General features: G+C 45.3%; 15 protein-coding genes, 1 tRNA gene and 2 pseudogenes. 2 read left to right on the forward strand and 16 right to left on the reverse strand.

Annotated features, from left to right (window positions below; translation table 11 throughout):
- Window positions 1–3 precede the first annotated feature (3 nt).
- The 16 genes and pseudogenes from AC6H1S_RS16000 to AC6H1S_RS16075 form a co-directional block, all read right to left on the reverse strand.
- Entirely contained in the window at window positions 4–195 is a 192-nt protein-coding gene (locus AC6H1S_RS16000) for a DUF4926 domain-containing protein (RefSeq protein WP_199141896.1), read from the reverse strand.
- A 739-nt stretch (window positions 196–934) separates the two neighbouring features.
- Complete coding sequence (locus AC6H1S_RS16005) at window positions 935–1,660, reverse strand: hypothetical protein (RefSeq protein ID WP_199141457.1); 726 nt, start codon at window positions 1,658–1,660, stop codon at window positions 935–937.
- Between the two features lie 11 nt (window positions 1,661–1,671).
- The gene (locus AC6H1S_RS16010; protein ID WP_497564260.1) at window positions 1,672–1,911 is read right to left on the reverse strand and encodes a hypothetical protein; all 240 of its coding nucleotides are present in this window, start codon (window positions 1,909–1,911) and stop codon (window positions 1,672–1,674) included.
- Between the two features lie 35 nt (window positions 1,912–1,946).
- A complete protein-coding gene (locus AC6H1S_RS16015; RefSeq protein ID WP_497564261.1) occupies window positions 1,947–2,468 on the reverse strand; it encodes a hypothetical protein in 522 nt (173 codons plus the stop codon).
- Window positions 2,469–2,642: 174 nt separating this feature from the next.
- Window positions 2,643–3,356, reverse strand: a complete 714-nt coding sequence (locus AC6H1S_RS16020; protein ID WP_497564262.1) for a hypothetical protein — start codon at window positions 3,354–3,356, stop codon at window positions 2,643–2,645.
- Between the two features lie 8 nt (window positions 3,357–3,364).
- Entirely contained in the window at window positions 3,365–4,123 is a 759-nt protein-coding gene (locus AC6H1S_RS16025; RefSeq protein ID WP_497564263.1) for a hypothetical protein, read from the reverse strand.
- A gap of 21 nt (window positions 4,124–4,144) precedes the next feature.
- A pseudogene (locus AC6H1S_RS16030) lies at window positions 4,145–4,354 on the reverse strand (RHS repeat-associated core domain-containing protein); the annotation flags it as partial.
- 87 nt (window positions 4,355–4,441) lie between these two features.
- The gene (locus AC6H1S_RS16035; protein ID WP_199141902.1) at window positions 4,442–4,939 is read right to left on the reverse strand and encodes a hypothetical protein; all 498 of its coding nucleotides are present in this window, start codon (window positions 4,937–4,939) and stop codon (window positions 4,442–4,444) included.
- Complete coding sequence (locus AC6H1S_RS16040) at window positions 4,939–5,559, reverse strand: DUF6973 domain-containing protein (protein ID WP_497566031.1); 621 nt, start codon at window positions 5,557–5,559, stop codon at window positions 4,939–4,941. Before AC6H1S_RS16040 ends, AC6H1S_RS16035 begins: the two co-directional genes overlap by 1 nt.
- Window positions 5,545–5,826: pseudogene (locus AC6H1S_RS16045) on the reverse strand (RHS repeat-associated core domain-containing protein); the annotation flags it as partial. The gene AC6H1S_RS16040 and the pseudogene AC6H1S_RS16045, both read right to left, overlap by 15 nt.
- 82 nt (window positions 5,827–5,908) lie before the next feature.
- Window positions 5,909–6,343 carry a DUF4279 domain-containing protein gene (locus tag AC6H1S_RS16050; RefSeq protein ID WP_497564264.1) on the reverse strand — a complete coding sequence of 145 codons (435 nt, stop codon included), beginning with the start codon at window positions 6,341–6,343 and terminating at the stop codon, window positions 5,909–5,911.
- Window positions 6,344–6,345: 2 nt separating this feature from the next.
- On the reverse strand, window positions 6,346–9,561 hold the full coding sequence (locus AC6H1S_RS16055; protein ID WP_497564265.1) for a DUF6443 domain-containing protein: 3,216 nt from the start codon (window positions 9,559–9,561) through the stop codon (window positions 6,346–6,348).
- 9 nt (window positions 9,562–9,570) lie between these two features.
- Window positions 9,571–13,560: a DUF5977 domain-containing protein gene (locus AC6H1S_RS16060; RefSeq protein ID WP_497564266.1), complete on the reverse strand. Its 3,990-nt coding sequence runs from the start codon at window positions 13,558–13,560 to the stop codon at window positions 9,571–9,573.
- 425 nt (window positions 13,561–13,985) lie between these two features.
- Window positions 13,986–14,063 (reverse strand) — tRNA-Val (locus AC6H1S_RS16065).
- Between the two features lie 100 nt (window positions 14,064–14,163).
- Complete coding sequence (recO, locus tag AC6H1S_RS16070) at window positions 14,164–14,889, reverse strand: DNA repair protein RecO (protein ID WP_199140124.1); 726 nt, start codon at window positions 14,887–14,889, stop codon at window positions 14,164–14,166.
- A 1-nt stretch (window position 14,890) separates the two neighbouring features.
- Entirely contained in the window at window positions 14,891–15,238 is a 348-nt protein-coding gene (locus AC6H1S_RS16075; protein WP_497564267.1) for a diacylglycerol kinase family protein, read from the reverse strand.
- Between the two features lie 161 nt (window positions 15,239–15,399).
- On the opposite strand from AC6H1S_RS16075, the gene AC6H1S_RS16080 reads away from it, so the two are divergent.
- A complete protein-coding gene (locus AC6H1S_RS16080) occupies window positions 15,400–17,775 on the forward strand; it encodes an efflux RND transporter permease subunit (protein ID WP_497564268.1) in 2,376 nt (791 codons plus the stop codon).
- Complete coding sequence (locus tag AC6H1S_RS16085) at window positions 17,772–18,725, forward strand: GNAT family N-acetyltransferase (RefSeq protein WP_497564269.1); 954 nt, start codon at window positions 17,772–17,774, stop codon at window positions 18,723–18,725. Before AC6H1S_RS16080 ends, AC6H1S_RS16085 begins: the two co-directional genes overlap by 4 nt.
- The last annotated feature ends 55 nt before the right edge of the window (window positions 18,726–18,780 follow it).

Below are 18,780 nucleotides of genomic sequence, written 5' to 3' on the forward strand. Positions count from 1 at the left end.
AGGTCACTCCATTTTTACAATGTCATCTGCTTTTACTGTTAAGACGTCTAAGGTTTCATTCATTTCATCAACAAACTCTACTTCAAAAGCCAACGGAAAGTCTGGATAAATTATTAGGACGGTTCCTTTACATCCTTCAAAAACTTTATCATTTAAAGTTTTTATGGCCTTCACTATATCATATTTTTTTATCATGGTATTTTAATGTGGGTTTATCTATTTAATTGGAAATGCAGTGATTAATCTAACAACATTATCATTGTTTTTAATCCAAGCTGTCATAACTTCAATTATTCGCCCATTGGTGTGTATTTCAGTGAAAGTATCCACCCTGTTTCGTTCCAAACTGTCCAGCCCAATCAGGGCTTTTTCTTTTTAGCACCTTTCCATCTGAAACAGGATCTTGCTGCCTAGGTCCAAATCGGACAGTTCCCATCATGCCCCTTTTGCTCCGCAAAAGGCCAGGAACACATCAATGGTAAGCTGACAGTAGAAAAGACCTGTCGTTTTTGGCGCTTAGAAAGACTAGGATTTATCTTCAGTATGCAGAATGATGATGGGTTCAGAAGACCTCATCAGAGTCTTAAAACGCCTTAAAATCAGCCGACTGCACACTTTTAAGCGAAATGGAGTGAACACTTTGGAGCGAAAGATGTGGCCACCTTGTAAAAAAATATGCGGCCACTTTTGGAATAACCCCCACTTAATACCTCGTATTCTTCTGTTTCATACAAAAGGTCTGGGATTATCTTTGTTCCTTTTGAAAGGATATGATTAATCACGGTTGCTCTTTCCTCGTCGCTGATGTAAAATTCAAATCTTGCCATGGGTCAATCTTCTGTAATGCATATGATTTTTATTTAATAATAACAAGATTAATCTCTTTTGCGAGATCGGATTAAATACTTTAACATCTATTACTTAGATAGAATATTTAATCATCAAAAGAGTAGTCTATTTTTTCTCTGTTTAGTACTTTCTTTGCTTTTTCAATAATATCATTTATAGCTAGTTTATTTGCAAAAAGCTGTAAGCTTGTTTCCACATCTCCTCCATCTCCTCCGATTTTTAAGAATATTCCATCAATTGCATAGTCTCTAATTATAGCTAAGTGATCCAAACAATCTAATCTACCGGTAAGATATCTATCATATACTTGGGCTTGAACCTGATTTTCTAGTAAATCTTTATTGCTCAATATCATAATACTATTTGCGCTATTATAAAGAGTCTCAAAAATTTCTTTTGCATACGGTGGCTTTACTTTGGCTATTGCTATAATTAATGATTCCGTTTGACTAATGTCTCTTTCAAATGAAATATACTCTCCACCAAAAGCTTGTTTTGAAAAAATTCCTTTGTAGCTTTTCAGCTTACTTTTAGGAGAAGGCCCTTGTTCAATAACCAAAATATAGGAGGCCAAACCCATCTCTTCTAAATAATTTAGAACAAAGCGTTCAAAACCCTTTCCAATAGCCTCTCTTTTTTCCAAACTTCCCTGAGATCCAGGAAATATGAACTCTGCTACCTCTATCGATTCAAATTTTGTCTGTTCTTTGATTCTACTTGGATCATAGCAATCAACTATATTCCAAGCATTGATTTCTCTAGCATGATTTAAAATATTTGAGTATTTTTTTATTTTAACGTTTATAGTCATTTTAAAAATTTCTAATTTTTTATAACATTATGATGTTGGTCTAGTTTCTTTCCCGCTTCACCTGCATTAAAATGTTCTCCTTGGCTTCCACCATCTTTATATAATCTAGCATTATCTTTTCTGATTTGGACTTTTTTGCCCTTACTATTGGTATATTGAAATACCTTTAATGACTTATTAGCGCCTTTTTGTTGAACTTTAATATTTTCTCGGGTGTTGACTTCTTGGCACTCCATTTTGGTCTTTTGCATTGCTGTACATTAATAGCAAAACCTCATGTCATAATTTATAGTTCAATGGTCTTTAGTACTTCTTTGCTAACCCAGAATTTCCTTTTACCAACTTCTACCTTTTGGCACATTTTCTTTATAAACCGGACAAGCTCACCGTAATAGTCCTTAAGTTCATTTGGAGCTTTAAACTCTTCATAGCTATCATAATGTATGAATTTTTCATAATAGTCGATTATGCTAACTTTGTAGGGTATTGTAGCATCTTCCGCATAACCCAAATAGAACGAGGCATCGATATAAGGCCCTCCTTTCCTTTGGTATACAGAATATTTGGGTTCTTCAAAGAACCTGTTTTTCGATACGACCAAAGGCTCCATTATAAAGCTGTCATCTATTAAAAAAAAACCTATATTTTTATCTTTCAAATATTTGAAGAATCCTATTGTATCTCTTAATACCTCGTATTCTTCTGTTTCATACAAAAGGTCTGGGATTATCTTTGTTCCTTTTGAAAGGATATGATTAATCACAGTTGCTCTTTCCTCGTCGCTGATGTAAAATTCAAATCTTGCCATAGATGGAAAAACTACAAGCTGTTGACCCCTCTTCACCAAAAATGTTCCAACAGCTAGTCAGGTGGCAACCAAGCTATTCTGTGACCTCCCGAAATTGGCCGGAAAGGGTCAATCAAATTGGATTGTCTAACTTAGAAGTCGGGGTTATAAATCCATACCAATGAGAGGTGTATTTCAGTTTGACGTATCCTGAAGTATAATAAATTTATCATTAAGGCAATATTTAAGCAAAATTAACCTCTTATTTAATTTTTGGTTGGTTTTGATGTCGTTTACGGTCAAAATATATTGGCTTTCCTCCTTTCCATTAACAATCCGAAGATAACCTATATCCTTATTTTCATTGTTGCTAATAAGACTGTTGATATTGCCGAATCTACTTGTAACTTCTTTGAAATAACTGATTTTTCCAGAATTTTCTAGCTCAAACAGCATAAAATAAGACACCTGCACTCCCGAACCCGATGCTGACTGACTTTTTCCTATAAAGCATAGATACTTCTTACCATAATTATATACCCAGTATACAGCTATTGAATAAGGATCTATTTTGTTTTGTAGGATGAACGTCTGTTTACCTAAGGTTACAACGTCTTTCTTGCTATCCCCATAACTTGTATATTCAATTGAAAGCAATGCTTCTTTAGTAATAAACTTGGCTAAGTATTTTCCTGTTACTTCATCCTGCTCTATGTAAGCAAAATCTCCTTGTACTTTCCTATGGTTCAAGCTAGGACTAGCAAAAGCACTATAAATCTCATCAATACTTTTTGTTTGTTGCCCTTTTATAATAATGCTTTCTTTACTTTCCTTTTGCTCCAGCTTTCTAACACAAGAAGAAAGAATAAAAAAGAGAATAAACATTTTGCATATAATCATCTTTTTCATAATCAGTTTTAATATTTCGGTGCCCCAGTAGCTTTGATAAATGCCTGTGTCTTTTTCATAAATGTTGTCCCTCCTTGGGCCGCTGTGGTTTCCCAAGTATAGGAGTAATTCCCTCTAACACCTGTGGCTTTGCCACTTTTATTGTAATAGTATGTTATAACCGGTGCCCCTTTTACCATTTTATTCCCTAAGGATTGCATATCATGACTTGGCTCGGTAAATATCAGCCCTCCTGTGGCTCTCTTTTCCGCGTTAGAACCTATATCCGATCCTGCCCAATGCGTAGCTCCATTTGAATAATCAACCCCTCCATTTACAGCATTTATTGCTCCAGCTATGGCCGTTTGCATAAATGTTCCATTTCTTTCTCCTTCAGTTGCACTATTGAATTGGCCGGTTCTTGAATTGCCATCCGTTGCGGCAAACGCAAACCCATCAATTGTTGAAGAGATAGTAGCATTACCTCTTCTGGTTTCTTTATTATTAATTATGGCACTAGCAATACCAAACACCTCTTTTTTAACATTTGATGTACTAGATTCCCCATATGAAGTTGATGCTAACAATAATAGGTCGCTATTGCTCACACTTAATTCCGTTCTCTTATATATTACATTATCCCCGTTTTTTAGTGTTTTATAATCTCCCTTATTAACAACATAAGCTTTATTATCATCGACCCCATTATTTCCAAGATGTTTGCCATCTGTATCATAATAATCGGCATACATTCCATCAACATCAACAAATATTATTGGATTGTTCAATGCATAGCTATATGGACTAAACCTCCTCATCTGCTCTGCCAAAGGATCCACCACGTTCCACCTGCCAATCACCGGATCGTAGAACCTTGCCCCATAGTCGTACTGTTCCAGCTCGTACTGCAGCTCCTTGCCGTTGTACAGATATTTGTTGTCCAGCGATACGGGGCTCCCCGCTGATTTCCTCGGGCCAGAGCGGTGGTATTTTGAAATCTTATGCTGTACAGTATATATTTAAGGATTAAGATTATAAATCTCGATTAATACGCCGTTAGCTTGTAAACGGGATAAAGACTTACACCAAATTACACGACTTCCAAATTATTGATACAATCTCTTAAAATTATCAATGCACCTTTCTGGTATAATTGCTAGTACACAACCGTTTTTATCACAAGCTTCAAAGGTTGCGATTCTGTCATCCTTTTTATCAAAAACATATTGCTCTGTTGCTTCACAAGTATAAAAGAATACTGGAAAAACACTGGGATCAAAGTCGGAATAGCTTACGACTTCATTATTAGAAATAAACAATATTCTTTTACATCCTGAAGGGACATCAGGTCCTGCCCACTTTAATCCGGTAATCTCATTTATATTTTCTTCTGTTGTAAACTCATCAAAAATATAGAATTTATCCCATTTAAAGCTTGTAATAGAGCTTAATTTGAATGTTGAATATTTTTGTTTATTCTTTTTTGCTATTTCAATACTTCTTTTGACCTTGTCTTGCAGTTTATACAAAAACTCATCATTTTGACTAGAGCAAGACAAAGAAAATAATATTATTACTAAAAAATATTTTTGAAATGTATCCATTATTCTAACGACTCTAGTGCTTTTTTGAATTGATCCTTTGACATATGAGAAGACTTGACTATAGCTTTCCCATCTTTACCTTTTTCAAATATATAAGTTTTTCCATCTCTAACCGCTTCAAGAGATTTTATGGCTAATTCATCATTTGATAAATCTGGGTTTGCAATTCCAATGTCCCTACCTACTTTATTATTTAATTGATCTACAAAGGAGTCCGCTATTTTCTCATCAATTTCAATGGAACCTTTTCCTTTGAGATCTTTTACCAGCTCTTTATTATTTTCTAAAACATTTTGCAATCCATACCTGCCTTCATGTGCATCTCCTGCTTCTTTTGCGATATCAGATCCAAAAACAGAAGTTACTAAAGCTTGACCAAGTACATGCCTAAAAGCATTTTGATTACCTCCAGGCCTGTTATCTCCTAATTTAGCATCTTTAGAGGTATTTTGAGCAGATTTTGCAAGAAGAGCAACACCAAAAGATTTATAAACATGCCTCCCTACAAATTGAGCCTCCGCATTAGAGAGATACACACTAGCTATTTGTGTGGCTAAATCAGTTTTTGTTTTTATTATTGCTGAACGCATTGATTTCCAAAAGCCATCATCTGGCTTCATCCCATCCGGATCAACAAACCTTATTGGATTATTAGAACCATAGTTATATGGAGATAATCTCCTATCAAGCTCTGCCAATGGATCCACCCCATTCCACCTCGCAATCAGTGGATCGTAAAATCTGGCTCCATAGTCGTATTGCTCCAATTCCTCCTGCAGCTCCTTGCCGTTGTACAGATATTTGTTGTCCAACGATACCGGACTTCCCGCAGGCTTACGCAAGCCAAAAGGATAATAGTTGTCCTCCTGCAGCTTGCGCACCGCACCACCATAGATGTCGAAGGTATAGCGTAGTCCAATACGATGCCCGTATTAATAACTACTCTCAATAAAGCAATCATCCGAATATTTATTCGTTTAAGCAATACAGATCAAATTCTATATCAATATTGTATTCGTTTAGTCTCTTAACGAGTTCTTTGTTGAATACGAAATAAGGATTTACTTCATAAAAGTAACCGAAGCACAATAAATGGTTCTTTGGAAATCTTTTTAATACGCTTAAAACTTTATCCTTCTCTCGGTCTAACAGGTCTAGCATTAGTTCTATTGCAGAATTCAGGTAGCCGTCTGGCCACTCGCGAAGTTCAATTTTAAGCATCCATAAATTATACTTGTTAAATTGACCATCAATAACCTCATTTGTACTAGGTTTTACTTTGTTTTGGCCTTTGATCATGTATGCTGATCCTTGAATATTTGTAAGTTCGGTTACTATTTCCGGAACCTCATCTTGTGTATCAATAAACAAAGTACACCCAAATTCATTTTGCTTGTCTGCCATATTTATTGTTGATTAATATAGTTTTTGATATTTTCGTATAGAGGCTCGTAGCTTTTACTTTTTTCTGCTCTAAAAAAGAGGTTCCCATTAGAATCCTTCCATAAATCTATTTTCCCTCCTGTATTACCTTGTTTTGGCTTATGATCATGAGGGTCAAACCCATTTGATTGCATTTCTTTAATTTCTCCTGCTGAAACTCTACTCACCTTACCTTCGGGCTCGGAAGATGATAATTTCATTCTTTCGCCTAAAAGATCGCTTAGTTGTACTATACCATTAAAGGTTTGTATTGTTTCCAATAATTGTCCAGATGCATTTTTTCCTGCCCCTCCAATAAGACTTGCATCAGCAAATCCCTCTCCAACAGCAGTCACAACACCAAATAAATTTGCCTCTTTTCCTAGACCTGGCTTACTGTTTTCCATCACCTTTATGGCAGACTTCAAAACAGGCACTTTCTTTAATCCTTTCTCGAGCTTCTCGGTTTTCTTGTTCAATGCACTCAAACTGGCTCTATTATCAGCTTGCAGAGAAGCTTCTTCTTGGTTTTTTGGTTGGCTACCTTTTCCGATTCCAAATAATTGCTTTAACATTTCCCACAACCCTGGATCAACACCTTCCATCCCATCAGGATCGATTAACCTGATCGGATTGTTGAATACGTAATTATACGGGCTAAACCTCCTCATCTTCTCAGCTAGCGGATCCACAGAATTCCACCTGCCAATCACCGGGTCATAGAACCTGGCCCCGTAGTCGTAAGCCTCCAGCTCTTCCTGCAATTCCTTGCTGTTATAAAGGTATTTATTATTTCCTGCACTCGCAACCCTGCGCAGGCCGAACGGATAGTAGTTGTCCTCCTGCAATTTGCGAACTGCACCGCCGTAGATGTCGAAGGTGTAGCGCACATTTCCAAGGTGGTCGGTCAGGTTGTAATGGTAGGTATAGGTGCCCCCGTTGTTCTGGGCCTTGCCCACCTCGGTCTGGATGAAGTCGATCGTGCCGTTCAGGTACTGGATGCCGTCTATATAGTCCGTCGTGGTGCCCGTGCCGCTGTTGACCTTCCTCAGCTTGGCCCCCGTGGCGTCGTACAGGTAGGCCAGGCCGATGCCCCCGCCCGATACCGTTGACGGCAGGTTCAGCTGGTTGTACGAAAGACTTACGCTTGTCCTCGAAAGCCCCACCGTGGCCGTGGAGGCGTTGCCGTTGCCGTCGTAGGCATAGGTGCCCGTGGCCATCGTCCCGCCAGATACCTGGGCCAGTTGGTTGCCCGTATAGCTGTAGGTGCCCGTGCTGCCGTCGCGGGTCAGCGTCATGATGTTGCCCATCGCGTCGTACGTGAGGCTTTCGCTCATGCCGATGCTCGAGTTGCTCCCGCTTGTCAGCCTGTTCAGTTTGTCGTAGCCATAAGTAAAAGTATTGGGAAAAGAGCCTGAAGAGCCCCAAAGCTGGTTCGAGATGTTGCCGTTGTACTGCGGCGTAGTGCCGTCCTCGTATTTCAGCTGCATGCCGAACTGGGGCGAGGTACTATTCTTCAGCCAGCCGCGCTCGTTGTAGGCATAGGTGGTGGTCTGCAGGCCGTTAGCCAGTTTTTTCTCCTTCAATTGGCCGATCTCGTTGTACAGCATCTCGCTGAGCAGCGTATTCGCAACCGCGGGCAGGCCCTGGGTATTGGTGTTCTGCCAGGCCTTGGTCTTCCTGCCCATATGGTCGTATTCGTAGCTGTTGGCGATGATGGTCGACACGCCGTTGGCTGTATTGGTGCGGGTGCTGGCGGTCAGTTCGCCGGCAAAGTTGTAGGTGTTGTCCGTTACGTCTGTTCCGCTCAAATGATTTTGGCTTTTTGACTGCACCATACGGCCCTCGAGGTCATAGTAGCTTGTGGTCAAAAGCATCGTTCCGGTGCCCAACATGGTCACCCTTCCGCCCGTTGCCAGTCCCCTAGTGCGTCCGCCAGGGGCCTGTACCCCCGTTGCGCCCCCGAAGGAGTTGCCGTAGAAATCATAGTCGTCGTAGTAGCTGAGGCTGTGGTAGTAGTGCACGCTCTGGGGAAGGGCCACATAGGTATAGCCAGTGCCATTGGCGCCAGAAGGGTCCCTTGTTTCCCAAAGATAGGTCTGCCCGTCGGCCAGGGATTGTAAGGAAGCCCTTCCGTCCGCATTGACATAAAGTCCCGTGGCGATCGTCCTGCCCAGCGCATCGTACTTGGTAAACGACCACTGGCCACTGTTCCTTTGCACGCTGTCCTGCGTGAGCACCACCTGGTCTAGTCTGTTGTACACGATGTGCTCCCAGCCCCTGCCCGGAATCTTCTTCTCGACCAGCCTCTTCCGGCCGTCGTAATGGTAGCCGTAGGCGTAGTTTTTGAACGTTGCATCGGCCTCGGTAAAGCTGGCGGCCGCTACAGCCGGAGGCACCACGTAGGCCAAGCTGCCGTAGGCGTCGTAGACGTAGTAGGTGTCCAGCGCCGTGCCTTCGGTTTCCCAGATGCGCTTCAGCACCACCCGGCCTTCGGTATCCTTGTACTCTTCGCTGGTACCGGCCTTCCCGTTGCTCCAGTTCTCGTCCCTGGAGATGCTCTTGTACAGCGTGCCCGCAGGGTAGTTAGCCGAGGCGGAAGCCCCGGAAGGGTTCGTCCGCCAAAGCTTTACGGCGTCGGACGCCGCATTAATGGCATAGCCGGGCCTTGCGGTATGGCCCGAGCCCGCTATGCCGGCGCTGTAGGGCTGCCAGGCCGCGCCCGGTGCGCCCTGCTCCAGCACTCTGCCCAAAGGCGAGGGCTCCATCACCGAAATGCCGTACGGATAGGGCGTCTTGGCCACATTGGCGTCCCATCCCGTCGAAACACCGTAGAAGCTCGCCTGGTTGGTTGCGGCGCCCGTTTTATAGGCTCCATCGCTTGCCGTCTGCTCTGCATAGGGCAGGTATTTTTTGGTCTCGCGCCCAAAGGCGTCGTACTCGGTCACCTGCACCACGTCCCGCTGCAGGGAGCTGGCCTTCCACTGCACCGTCTGGATGGGCCTTCCCAGCCCGTCGAGGTACTGCACGGTGCGGTTCGCCTGCCCCACGGGCAGGCCTATGAGCATGGAGGCGTCGGTCTTGCCGGCCACCTTCACGATGGTTTCCATCGTATAGTTCCTGTCGCCGCTCGGGCTCTGGGCAAAACCTTCAAGCGAGGCCAGTGCCAATATAAGGAAGAGGATATTTCTTGTTTTCATGGGTACGTGCTAGAATATATACTTATCTAGGTAAAGTGTGGCCGTTGGAGCTGTAAGTGTTACACCGGTAAGGGTATAGCTGGATGTGGCATTGTCGAAACCGTTCCAGTACGACCCCGTATTGAGGTAGCAGCTTGCCCAGCCGAGATCCGTATACCAGTCCCAAGTCATGCCCGAAACAGTAATAACGAAGGTATAGGTACCTTGTGGAACACTAATGCCAGCTTGCAGCTGCGCCGTGTTGTAGGTGTAAAGCGTTGTGCCGCTGCCATCCTTGATCACCAATGATGAGACATCGGCAGAGTTTGGGCCTGTCGGTGTATATGGCGTGGTATAGTTGACATAGCTGATGGCAGTGGTGGCCACGCCCGAACAGGTGCCGTTGGCATTGGCATAGGCCTGTCCCCCGTTGGCCAGGGCCGCATTGGCCAAGGCATTGGCCGCAGCCTTGGAAGAGGCCGAATAGGTATTGGCCGGTATGGTATAGGTAACCGAGGTACCTGTGCCGGAAGAACAGTTATTCTTGGTAAAGCTGCCACTCACGGCGTCGTTGTAGAAGGTTTCATGCGCCAGGTTGTACTCGTAGCTCTTGACGATATTGCCGTCCTGGTCCTTCACGTTCTTCAGCCGGTTGAACTCGTCGAATTCGCTGTACGTGGTCAGCCCCTTGGCATCGGTAGAGGCCGAAATGCCTACCCCGCTCTTGTACACATAGGTGCCCAGCTGGGCATCTTTGGGATGGATGCGCACGTCGTCTATGGCATCGCCCAGCGCAAGCGTAACAGCCCCGGTGTAGGCCTGCTCCTGGTATTTCCAAGTGCCCCCGTCGCGGTACCAGTAGCTCAGCACGTAGGCGCGCGCATTCGGGATGCTCCACGAAACGTAGAAGTCGCCGCTGTAGAATTTATTGCCGGTATGCGCCGTTCCCGAACTCGCGCCGCTGTATTCCTCGAAGTTCTCGTGGTAGAACTCGCTTGGCAGTGCGTTCTTCGCCTCGGCTATCACATAGTTCTTCTGGCCCAGCGCCGTCGAATAGCTGGTGTTGGCCGGATAGGCCCATTGATAGGAAACAGGAATTCCTCCGGTCAATTGCTGGCTGACAAGGCGACCCGCACCGTCGTAGCCGTAGGCCACGCGTTCCTCGTAGCGGCTGTCGCTGAGCAGGCTGCTGTATTTGGTCCCGCTCATGCCTTCGCCGTTCAGGGCATTCAGGCCTTTTACGGCCAACGCATACTGCCTGACCGGCTTGAAGCTGGAAGCGCTGTATTCCGTGATGCCGGCGCTCACCAGCACCGAATCCGTTCCTGTCTTCCGCCACACCTGCTGCTCCCAGGCCGGCCTTAGGATATGTGCCGTGGTAAATGCGCCGCTTACGCCGGTGGTATAGCTGTCGGGATATTTGAACTTGCTGATCAGCTGGTCGCCGTTCGAGGCCGTTGTCCGGGTCATTGTCAGGTTCTTGGTGTCGGCCAGGTCGTAGCTGTTGTTCGTTACCGTAACCAGCGAGTCGGTGCCCTCATAGCTTACTTCGCGTGTTTTCTTTGTGTAGAGCCAGTAGGAACTCATCATCGAAAGCTCGGCCTGAAAATGGTAAAGGCGTCCGCCATACTGTCCACCTGGGATTATAGTTACTGTTGTATCCTTGTATGCCTTCAGTCCCGTTGCCCCTCCCATTCCGTATTCGCCGTATTCGTACTCGGTCTTTTTCACGGGAACCAATCCACCAGATGTCTTTTTGTACTGCACGGCCTTCAACGGCTGCACGCCGTTGAAGCTGCCTGCAAACGAGACATAGTCGCTGCGCGTGGTTAGCGTATCGGTGCCGCCAACCAAGTCTTCGAAAACCGTCCGGTAGTAGTTGGGCTGGCCTCCGTTCGAGCCTTCGGAAACGAAGGAACTGAAGTTTAAGCTGTTCACAATAGTCATTTGGTTCTGTGCGCTCAACGTCACTTCCGTAAGCGGCTTTTGATCGTACACTCTAGAAACGGGAGAGCCACTCGAAAAGCCGTTGGCATCGGTATAGCGGTAGCTTTTTACCGTAGGCAGGCCAATACCCGGATTGTTGGTGATCCGCCTGATTCGCAGACCACCAGCCGTAGCCCCTTCTATCGGAACACTGGTGTTGTTTGCATAGCTCCAGGTAGCCGACATGCCATTTTCCTTGCTGTCGGCAAAAACCTGAACATAATAGGTGCCAGGGGTAATAGGCACGCTAAATGTTAGTCCAGAATTTTGACTATCCGTTTCCAGGGCCATCAGTTTTACAAAAGTATAGGCATCATCATCCAACCTGAAAAGTATGGCATCGGAAGTCCCCGGATCGGGTTTGATGATGCCATCATATGCTAAAGATTTGGGTGTTCTTACTACATTGATCAAAAGTGTCTGCGCAACGTTGGTGGTAAAGGTTCCGCTTGAAGGGCTGGTCTCGAGCACGGCAAGGGGATCTCCGCCAGACCGAGCGACATAAACGTTCTTGCTTTGGGAGGTCTTCACATAGTCGATACCGTTGTAGCCCATGTTACCTTCGTATTCGAAGCTGGTGCTGCCTCCGGTGGGATAGGTTATCTTTTTTAGTGCGCCGAATTTGGCTATAAAGGGATTCGGATCCCTATTTGGTCCGCCCGGATAAACATAGTCCGGGATCATCACGCTGTTGAAGATTCCTCCCGCATAATATCCATAATGGTCTACAAAGGCATTGGACTTATCGGGATAGCTATCGTTTTCATTCTCGTAATCGAAAGTATGGACCTGCTTGTTGGCCATGTTGCCCCCTAATCCGACAGGGTATTCTTCAATACTCTTCAGCTTGAGATATTTGTACAGGAAATTGCTACCGCTTGCACCGAAATATTCATAATTGAGCTTAAAGCTCTTCAGCTGGTCGCCAGAATTATTGTCGGTAATGCTGATGCCCCCCAGGGCCGGAGAGGCCGTTGACATGTCCTGACGCCCAGAGCTTGTTCCCGAAAAGGTAACCGTATGTTTCTCAGAGACGATGCTTGTGAGTCGAAGCGGAGCAATATAGGATGAAAAGCTGTAGTAGGGAGAATAGAGCTGGGAAGATCCCCCGCTCGAAGGGTCTTCTACTTTTTTGTAGGTCTGCGTATTAGTACCCACCTGTGCATATTGTGTATCTGTGGTATAAAGGAACCTGATGGTTTCAGTATTGGAAGCGTTGGTAACCGAGGTCAGGTACCAAGAAGATGCATGGACAGGTATATTATAGCTTTCGCTGTAAGTAGCTTTTGGACTTGTATACTCTGCATCGCTGAAATAATACTTGGTGCCATCTTCCGTAGTGATGGTAAAGTTGCCCACACCGCCACTGATCTTCAGCTTCTGGTATGGATATATGGTATAGGTGCCGTTCACGAGCGTAAATTTGCCCGAATAGCCTCCAAAGTTGAAGCTGAATACATCAGGTTCTCCATCATAAACCCCTTCGGTCACGCTTTTTAGGAAGGTCTGCATGCTGTTGCTTTCGTAGCCGCCAAGAGCTATGATCCTGCTCTGTACATAGCTGCTCCCAAAGTTCTGATCACCGGTGCTGCTCTCGTCAACCCGGCCCTTGATCTGCCTGGAAATAACCCCGCCGGCCTGGAGGTTCCAGCCCAGTCCGGTCCAGCCGATGGGCTGCGAGGGCCTAAAGCCGTCATAGCTGTAGCTCAGCGTGATGGGAACGCTCAGCTCGTGCCCGGACACCGTGTAGATCGGAATGGAAAAATTCGGCGCCCCGCTCGACTGGTTCACCGAGGCATCGCCATAGCGGCCGAGGCTTCCGGCCGTAGCCGAAGGTGCCACAAGGTCCGTGCGCAGGTAGCCAACCGGGTTGTCTGCGATTTTTTGGGCCTTGGCCGCCTGGATGACGAAAAAGAGGACGAAAAGAGCGCATGCAAAAAAACGGCAAACCTGGAGCTTTTCTGATTTGCTTCCACACGGAAGCTCGTGGCGGAGAAACTGGCCCCCGCCCCCTTTTGGGAGAAGTGTTTTCATTGGATGGATTTAATAATAAGTGTTCTCGCACCTCCTTTCACCCACAACATTAACATTCCCAAAAGCGCTGGAACGCAATAAATTTGATAATTTGAATTTGGATTTACAAGTTTATTTTAAACTTGCTTGAACAGGATTATTTTGGTTTCATAGCCCATCAGATAACATTTGGAAAATGATGCATAGTCGAAGAATTCCATAAACCTATATAAAATATTCTCTTGCGCTCCAACGATTTCAGCACATAAAAATCAGGCACCAGTATTGCTACATTCACAGAAGGGCGGAGACTATAATTAAACTTGCCAGGCGTGAGGACGGAACACAGGAAACCAATCTCCATTTTTGTTTCTTCTTTAATTATACAAATCTTCGGTTTGGGAAAGACAACAAAACAAAAAAGCCCCGAATTGCTTCGAGGCTTTTGGTGGGAGATACTGGGTTCGAACCAGTGACCCCCTGCTTGTAAGGCAGGTGCTCTGAACCAGCTGAGCTAATCTCCCTTTTGGGTTTTTCCTTTCAACTTGGCAACCTGCGTTGCTTCGTTTTGGGATTGCAAATATAGCGCGTTATTATAGTTTTCCAAAAAAAAATTAAAAAAAATTAAGAAAGTACTTCTTCTAATACCTGATGCGACTTGATTTGCCCAAAAGAAGCCGTATGCAACGCATAGAAAATCAATATTTTATCCAACAGAAACCTCCTCGTGGCATTATTCAGTTTTATTTCATTTATTTTTTCGAATGGCGTAGCAAAAAGCGCCAAAAAATAATCGGCTTCCGTTTTTGCGATAAAATTGGGATGCACCGGGATCAAAGAAGTGAACTCTCCCTCCTGCAAATCGAAATATTTTTGGTCGTTTCGGGTCTGGCCATGGGGCGCAAAACCCAAAAATTTGGAGAGCTTGAGCAAAAATGCCAAATGGAAATTGGCGCTTGGCTCCTCATGCTCGTCGAACCAGCTCACGGCACTGTAAATAAAATCGAACAGGTTTTCGTCGGCCTGCTGCTGACGGATGCTTTTGTACAGTACCTCGTTCAGAAACTGGATCACCGTATTCTTGATGACCTCATAAGGAATGGTCCTGAATACAGGTGAAGGCCTGGCTTCGGCCACCCTTTGCAGCTGCGTATTGGCTTTGTAATACACCACCATGTCGAGCAGGTGCAGGGGCTGGAGCACGTTCATCGGAATTTTGGCCTTCGGCTTTTTTACGCCATTGATCAAATAAGACTGGATGCCGAACTTATCGGTAAACACCTGCGCAATCACGCTACTTTCGCTGTACAGCGTGGTTTTCAGCACTATTCCTCTAATTTTATGCAACATTTCAGCTCAACTTGGGCACAAAGATAAACAAGCCAATAGCTAAGGCCAACAAAGCGATTAACAGGACGGCCCCGGCGGCCACATCCTTAACCTTGCCCGCCTTGTCGTTCCAGGTAGGCGACACCAAATCGACCAGCACTTCGATAGCCGTATTAAACAGCTCGGCGGCCAAAACCAAGGCAATAGCCAGCGAAATCCACAACCACTCGGCAACCGACAATTGCACATATAAGCCAAGGGCAACCACCAATGCCGTGGCCACACAGTGAAGCTTAAAATTCAGCTGGCTCCGAAAGGCATAGGCCAATCCCTTAAAGGCATAACCAAAACTCTGCAGCAATTTATTCATCTGCTACTAAAATACACCAAAATCGCGACATCGGAAGCCTCCCGCCTTTTGCAAACAAACAATTGTGGCATTCTGATGTTAATGTAGCATAAAAAATAGGGCTGTTTTTGCAATACGCCATTTTTATTAGTTTCTTTACTTTTTTAAAAAGCAGTTTGATTATGTGGGCTAAACTCTCAAGAGCTATACTTCAAAACAGGATCGTCCTTATTCTTTTCTTCCTTGTTGCAACGGTTTTCATGGCCTGGCACGCCCGCAATCTTAAACTTTCTTATGCCGGAAGCAAGATTTTACCCCTTACCGATTCGGTTTTCATTAAGTATAACGCTTTTAAAAAGCAGTTTGGAGAAGATGGCAGCATCATGGTGTTGGGCATTCAAAATGCTGATATCTACAAAAAAGAGAATTACAACCAATGGGCGCAGCTTTCGCAAGACATCCAGCACCTGCAAGGCATCAAAGGGGTTCTATCTATAGGCAAACTGTTCGAACTGCAAAAAGATACGGTAAACCAGAAGTTTGTGGCAAAGCCGATTCCCAACGGACTGGTCAAGAGCGATGCCGAAATGGATTCGCTCAAGGCTCGCTTACAGGCTATGCCTTTTTACGATGGCCTGTTGCTAAACAAAAAAACCAATGCCACCCTGATGGCCATTACCTTCGACCAAAAAATACTGAATTCGGCTGCCAGAAATCCGGTGCTGAAAGAAATCGAAGCGAAAGCCGAAGCGTTTAGCAAAAGTACAGGCATACAGGTTCATCTATCAGGATTGCCCTACATCAGAACGGCTACCAGCAAATTGGTTTCGAACGAGTTTGTGCTTTTTTTGGGCCTTTCTATTTTGGTGTCGGCATTGATTCTACTGATTTTCTTCAGGAGTTTTTATGCAGTCTTTTTCCCGATTTTAGTGGTCATCATGGGCGTAATCTGGAGCATCGGCACTTTGGTGCTGTTTGGTTATGAAATCACCATCCTCACCGGACTGATTCCGCCGTTGATCGTAATCATCGGCATTCCGAACAGCATTCTGCTCCTTAACAAATACCACAACGAACTTAAAAAACACGGCGACAAACAACAGGCCTGGGCCGTTACCATCGAGCGGATTGCCGTAACCACCCTCATTGCCAACGTAACCGCAGCCATTGGCTTCGGGGTTTTGTACTTTACCGGCAGCGAGCTTTTGATGCAGTTTGGCAGCGTGGCCGCACTCAACGTCATGTTTACCTGGCTCATCTGCCTTTGCCTTATCCCGATCATATTCAGCTACCTGCCAGCACCAAAAGGAAAAATAAACGTCGCACACGTCCCCAATTTCCTCGATAGTTTGCTGGCCAAAACAGACGGCTTGGTGCAACAAAAAAGCAGCTTGATCTACCTGCTGACTATTGTACTGAGCATCATCTCTTTAATTGGGGTCTACAAAATCAATGTCAACGGCTATGTAGTTGACGATCTGCCCAAAAACTCGCAGATTTTAACCGACCTGAAGTTTTTCGAAAAGAATTTCGAAGGGATTTTGCCTTTGGAGATTAGTGTAGACACCAAGCGCAAAAATGGCGTGCTCAGCATTTCAACTTTGGAGAAAATAGACAAGATGGAGCGCATGGTGGCCGCCTACCCCGAGTTTTCACGTTCCATTTCGCTCAACACCGGACTTAAATACGCCTCGCAGGCTTTCTACAATGGCGATTCGGCTTTTTACCGCCTGCCCAGCGACATCGAAAAGAACTTTATCCTCATTTATGCCGCCAACTCGGGCAACGGCAAAAACAAGGGCAACATGGATATGCTCACCAATTTCGTCGACAAAAACAAGCAAACGGCCCGCATTAGCTTTCAAATGGCCGATGTAGGTTCTAAACGTTTGGATGCGCTGCTGGAGGAACTCAAACCACGCATCGATTCGATTTTAAGCCCGAAACGCTTTAACGTAGAACTCACGGGCTCGAGTATTATTTTCTCGAAAGGAACCGATTACCTGCTCAGACACTTGGTTGAAAGCATCGCACTGGCTATTGTTTTGATTTCGCTATTGCGATTGGCCCAGTTCAGGAGCCTGGGCATCATGTTTATCTCGCTGCTGCCTAATGTGGTGCCGCTTATCATAACAGCCGGCCTGATGGGCTTTTTCCATATCCCGCTAAAACCTTCAACCATCCTGATCTTTACCATTGCCTTTGGCTTGGCATCCGACCAGACCATTTATTTCCTGACCCGCTACCAACAGGAGCTCACCTTGACCAATTACAGCGTAAGCAAAGTAATTTCCGACACCATCCGCGAAACCGGAGTAAGCATGACCCACATTGCCTTGATCCTTTTCTTTGGCTTCGGAATTTTTACGGCTTCTACCTTTGGTGGCACGGTTGTTCTGGGCTTATTGCTGTCCATCACCTTAATCGTAGCACTGGTGTTTAACCTTACTTTGCTGCCTGCCCTAATGCTTTGGCTCGACAAGAAAAAGACCCGCAAGCCTATTCCCGAAGACCAAGCTGCCCAAAACGAAGCACAGTTCGACCATGAGACGATATGATCGATTTTGAACAGCTCGATTACCTGAACAACGGAAACGAACTGCAGCAAAAGGCCTATCGGCTATTAACAGCACATCGGGTTTTCGAGAAACTAGCTGCCTTTCAGCCGGTGTTAACGGGCACCATCCCCATCAACATTGCCATTGCAGGCAGTGATTTAGATGTGATTTGCCAGTGGACGACTCCCCAAGACTTCCGGCAAGCATTGATCAGCCATTTCAACGAAAAGAAGGATTTCGAGCTACGCGAAGCCACAGTAAACGGCCAGCAAACAATCATGGCCAATTTTAAGATCGAAGACCTTGCACTCGAAATCTTCGGACAGGCCCTCCCTGTACAGCAGCAACATGCCTATCAGCATATGCTCATCGAGCATCAAATCTTGACGGACAAGGGCGAACACTTTAGGCAACAAATCGTGGCATTAAAGAACCAGGGCTACAAAACCGAACCCGCTTTTGCCCAATTGCTAAGGCTCGAAGGCAACCCGTATGAAGCCTTGCTGGCGTATAAAATTTTTCGCCAAGCCACCAGCGCCGATATCAAGTCCATGCAAATTGTACGCAATTCGGTCAACGAAAACAGGCTTTCTGACCCCAATTTGGTAAGTGATGCCGATTGCGAGGAGTTCATCAACCACAGAGGCAGGGGCTGGGTATGCGAAATAGACCAGCAAATTGTCGGCTTTGCCATTGCCGACCTTCAAGCGCAAAACATCTGGGCCTTATTTGTCCTCCCTCAATTCGAGCAACAGGGTATTGGCCAACGGCTTCACCAACTCATGCTCGACTGGTATTTTGCGCAAGGGCACCTCCATATTTGGCTGAGTACTGCGCCAGGCACAAGAGCCGAAGCATTTTACCAAAAAGCAGGCTGGAAAGCCACCGGCATGCAGGGAAAGGAAATCAGATTCGAAATGAATCTAACAGACTGGAAAAAGAGAAACTGAGGGGCTTAGCAAAGCGGCTTCAAAGGCCAAGCAGCCATGCCGTAATTAAAATCGC

The sequence above is a fragment of the Pedobacter sp. TM02 genome, assembly GCF_059705275.1.

Coding starts and splice junctions, on each gene's coding strand:
- AC6H1S_RS16055 (WP_497564265.1), bottom strand. CDS start 9,561: ATGAAAACAAGAAATATCCTCTTCCTTATATTGGCACTGGCCTCGCTT.
- AC6H1S_RS16040 (WP_497566031.1), bottom strand. CDS start 5,559: ATGAAGCCAGATGATGGCTTTTGGAAATCAATGCGTTCAGCAATAATA.
- AC6H1S_RS16035 (WP_199141902.1), bottom strand. CDS start 4,939: ATGGATACATTTCAAAAATATTTTTTAGTAATAATATTATTTTCTTTG.
- AC6H1S_RS16050 (WP_497564264.1), bottom strand. CDS start 6,343: ATGGCAGACAAGCAAAATGAATTTGGGTGTACTTTGTTTATTGATACA.
- AC6H1S_RS16005 (WP_199141457.1), bottom strand. CDS start 1,660: ATGACTATAAACGTTAAAATAAAAAAATACTCAAATATTTTAAATCAT.
- AC6H1S_RS16010 (WP_497564260.1), bottom strand. CDS start 1,911: ATGCAAAAGACCAAAATGGAGTGCCAAGAAGTCAACACCCGAGAAAAT.
- AC6H1S_RS16080 (WP_497564268.1), top strand. CDS start 15,400: ATGTGGGCTAAACTCTCAAGAGCTATACTTCAAAACAGGATCGTCCTT.
- AC6H1S_RS16075 (WP_497564267.1), bottom strand. CDS start 15,238: ATGAATAAATTGCTGCAGAGTTTTGGTTATGCCTTTAAGGGATTGGCC.
- AC6H1S_RS16060 (WP_497564266.1), bottom strand. CDS start 13,560: ATGAAAACACTTCTCCCAAAAGGGGGCGGGGGCCAGTTTCTCCGCCAC.
- AC6H1S_RS16000 (WP_199141896.1), bottom strand. CDS start 195: ATGATAAAAAAATATGATATAGTGAAGGCCATAAAAACTTTAAATGAT.
- AC6H1S_RS16020 (WP_497564262.1), bottom strand. CDS start 3,356: ATGAAAAAGATGATTATATGCAAAATGTTTATTCTCTTTTTTATTCTT.
- AC6H1S_RS16085 (WP_497564269.1), top strand. CDS start 17,772: ATGATCGATTTTGAACAGCTCGATTACCTGAACAACGGAAACGAACTG.
- AC6H1S_RS16015 (WP_497564261.1), bottom strand. CDS start 2,468: ATGGCAAGATTTGAATTTTACATCAGCGACGAGGAAAGAGCAACTGTG.
- recO (WP_199140124.1), bottom strand. CDS start 14,889: ATGTTGCATAAAATTAGAGGAATAGTGCTGAAAACCACGCTGTACAGC.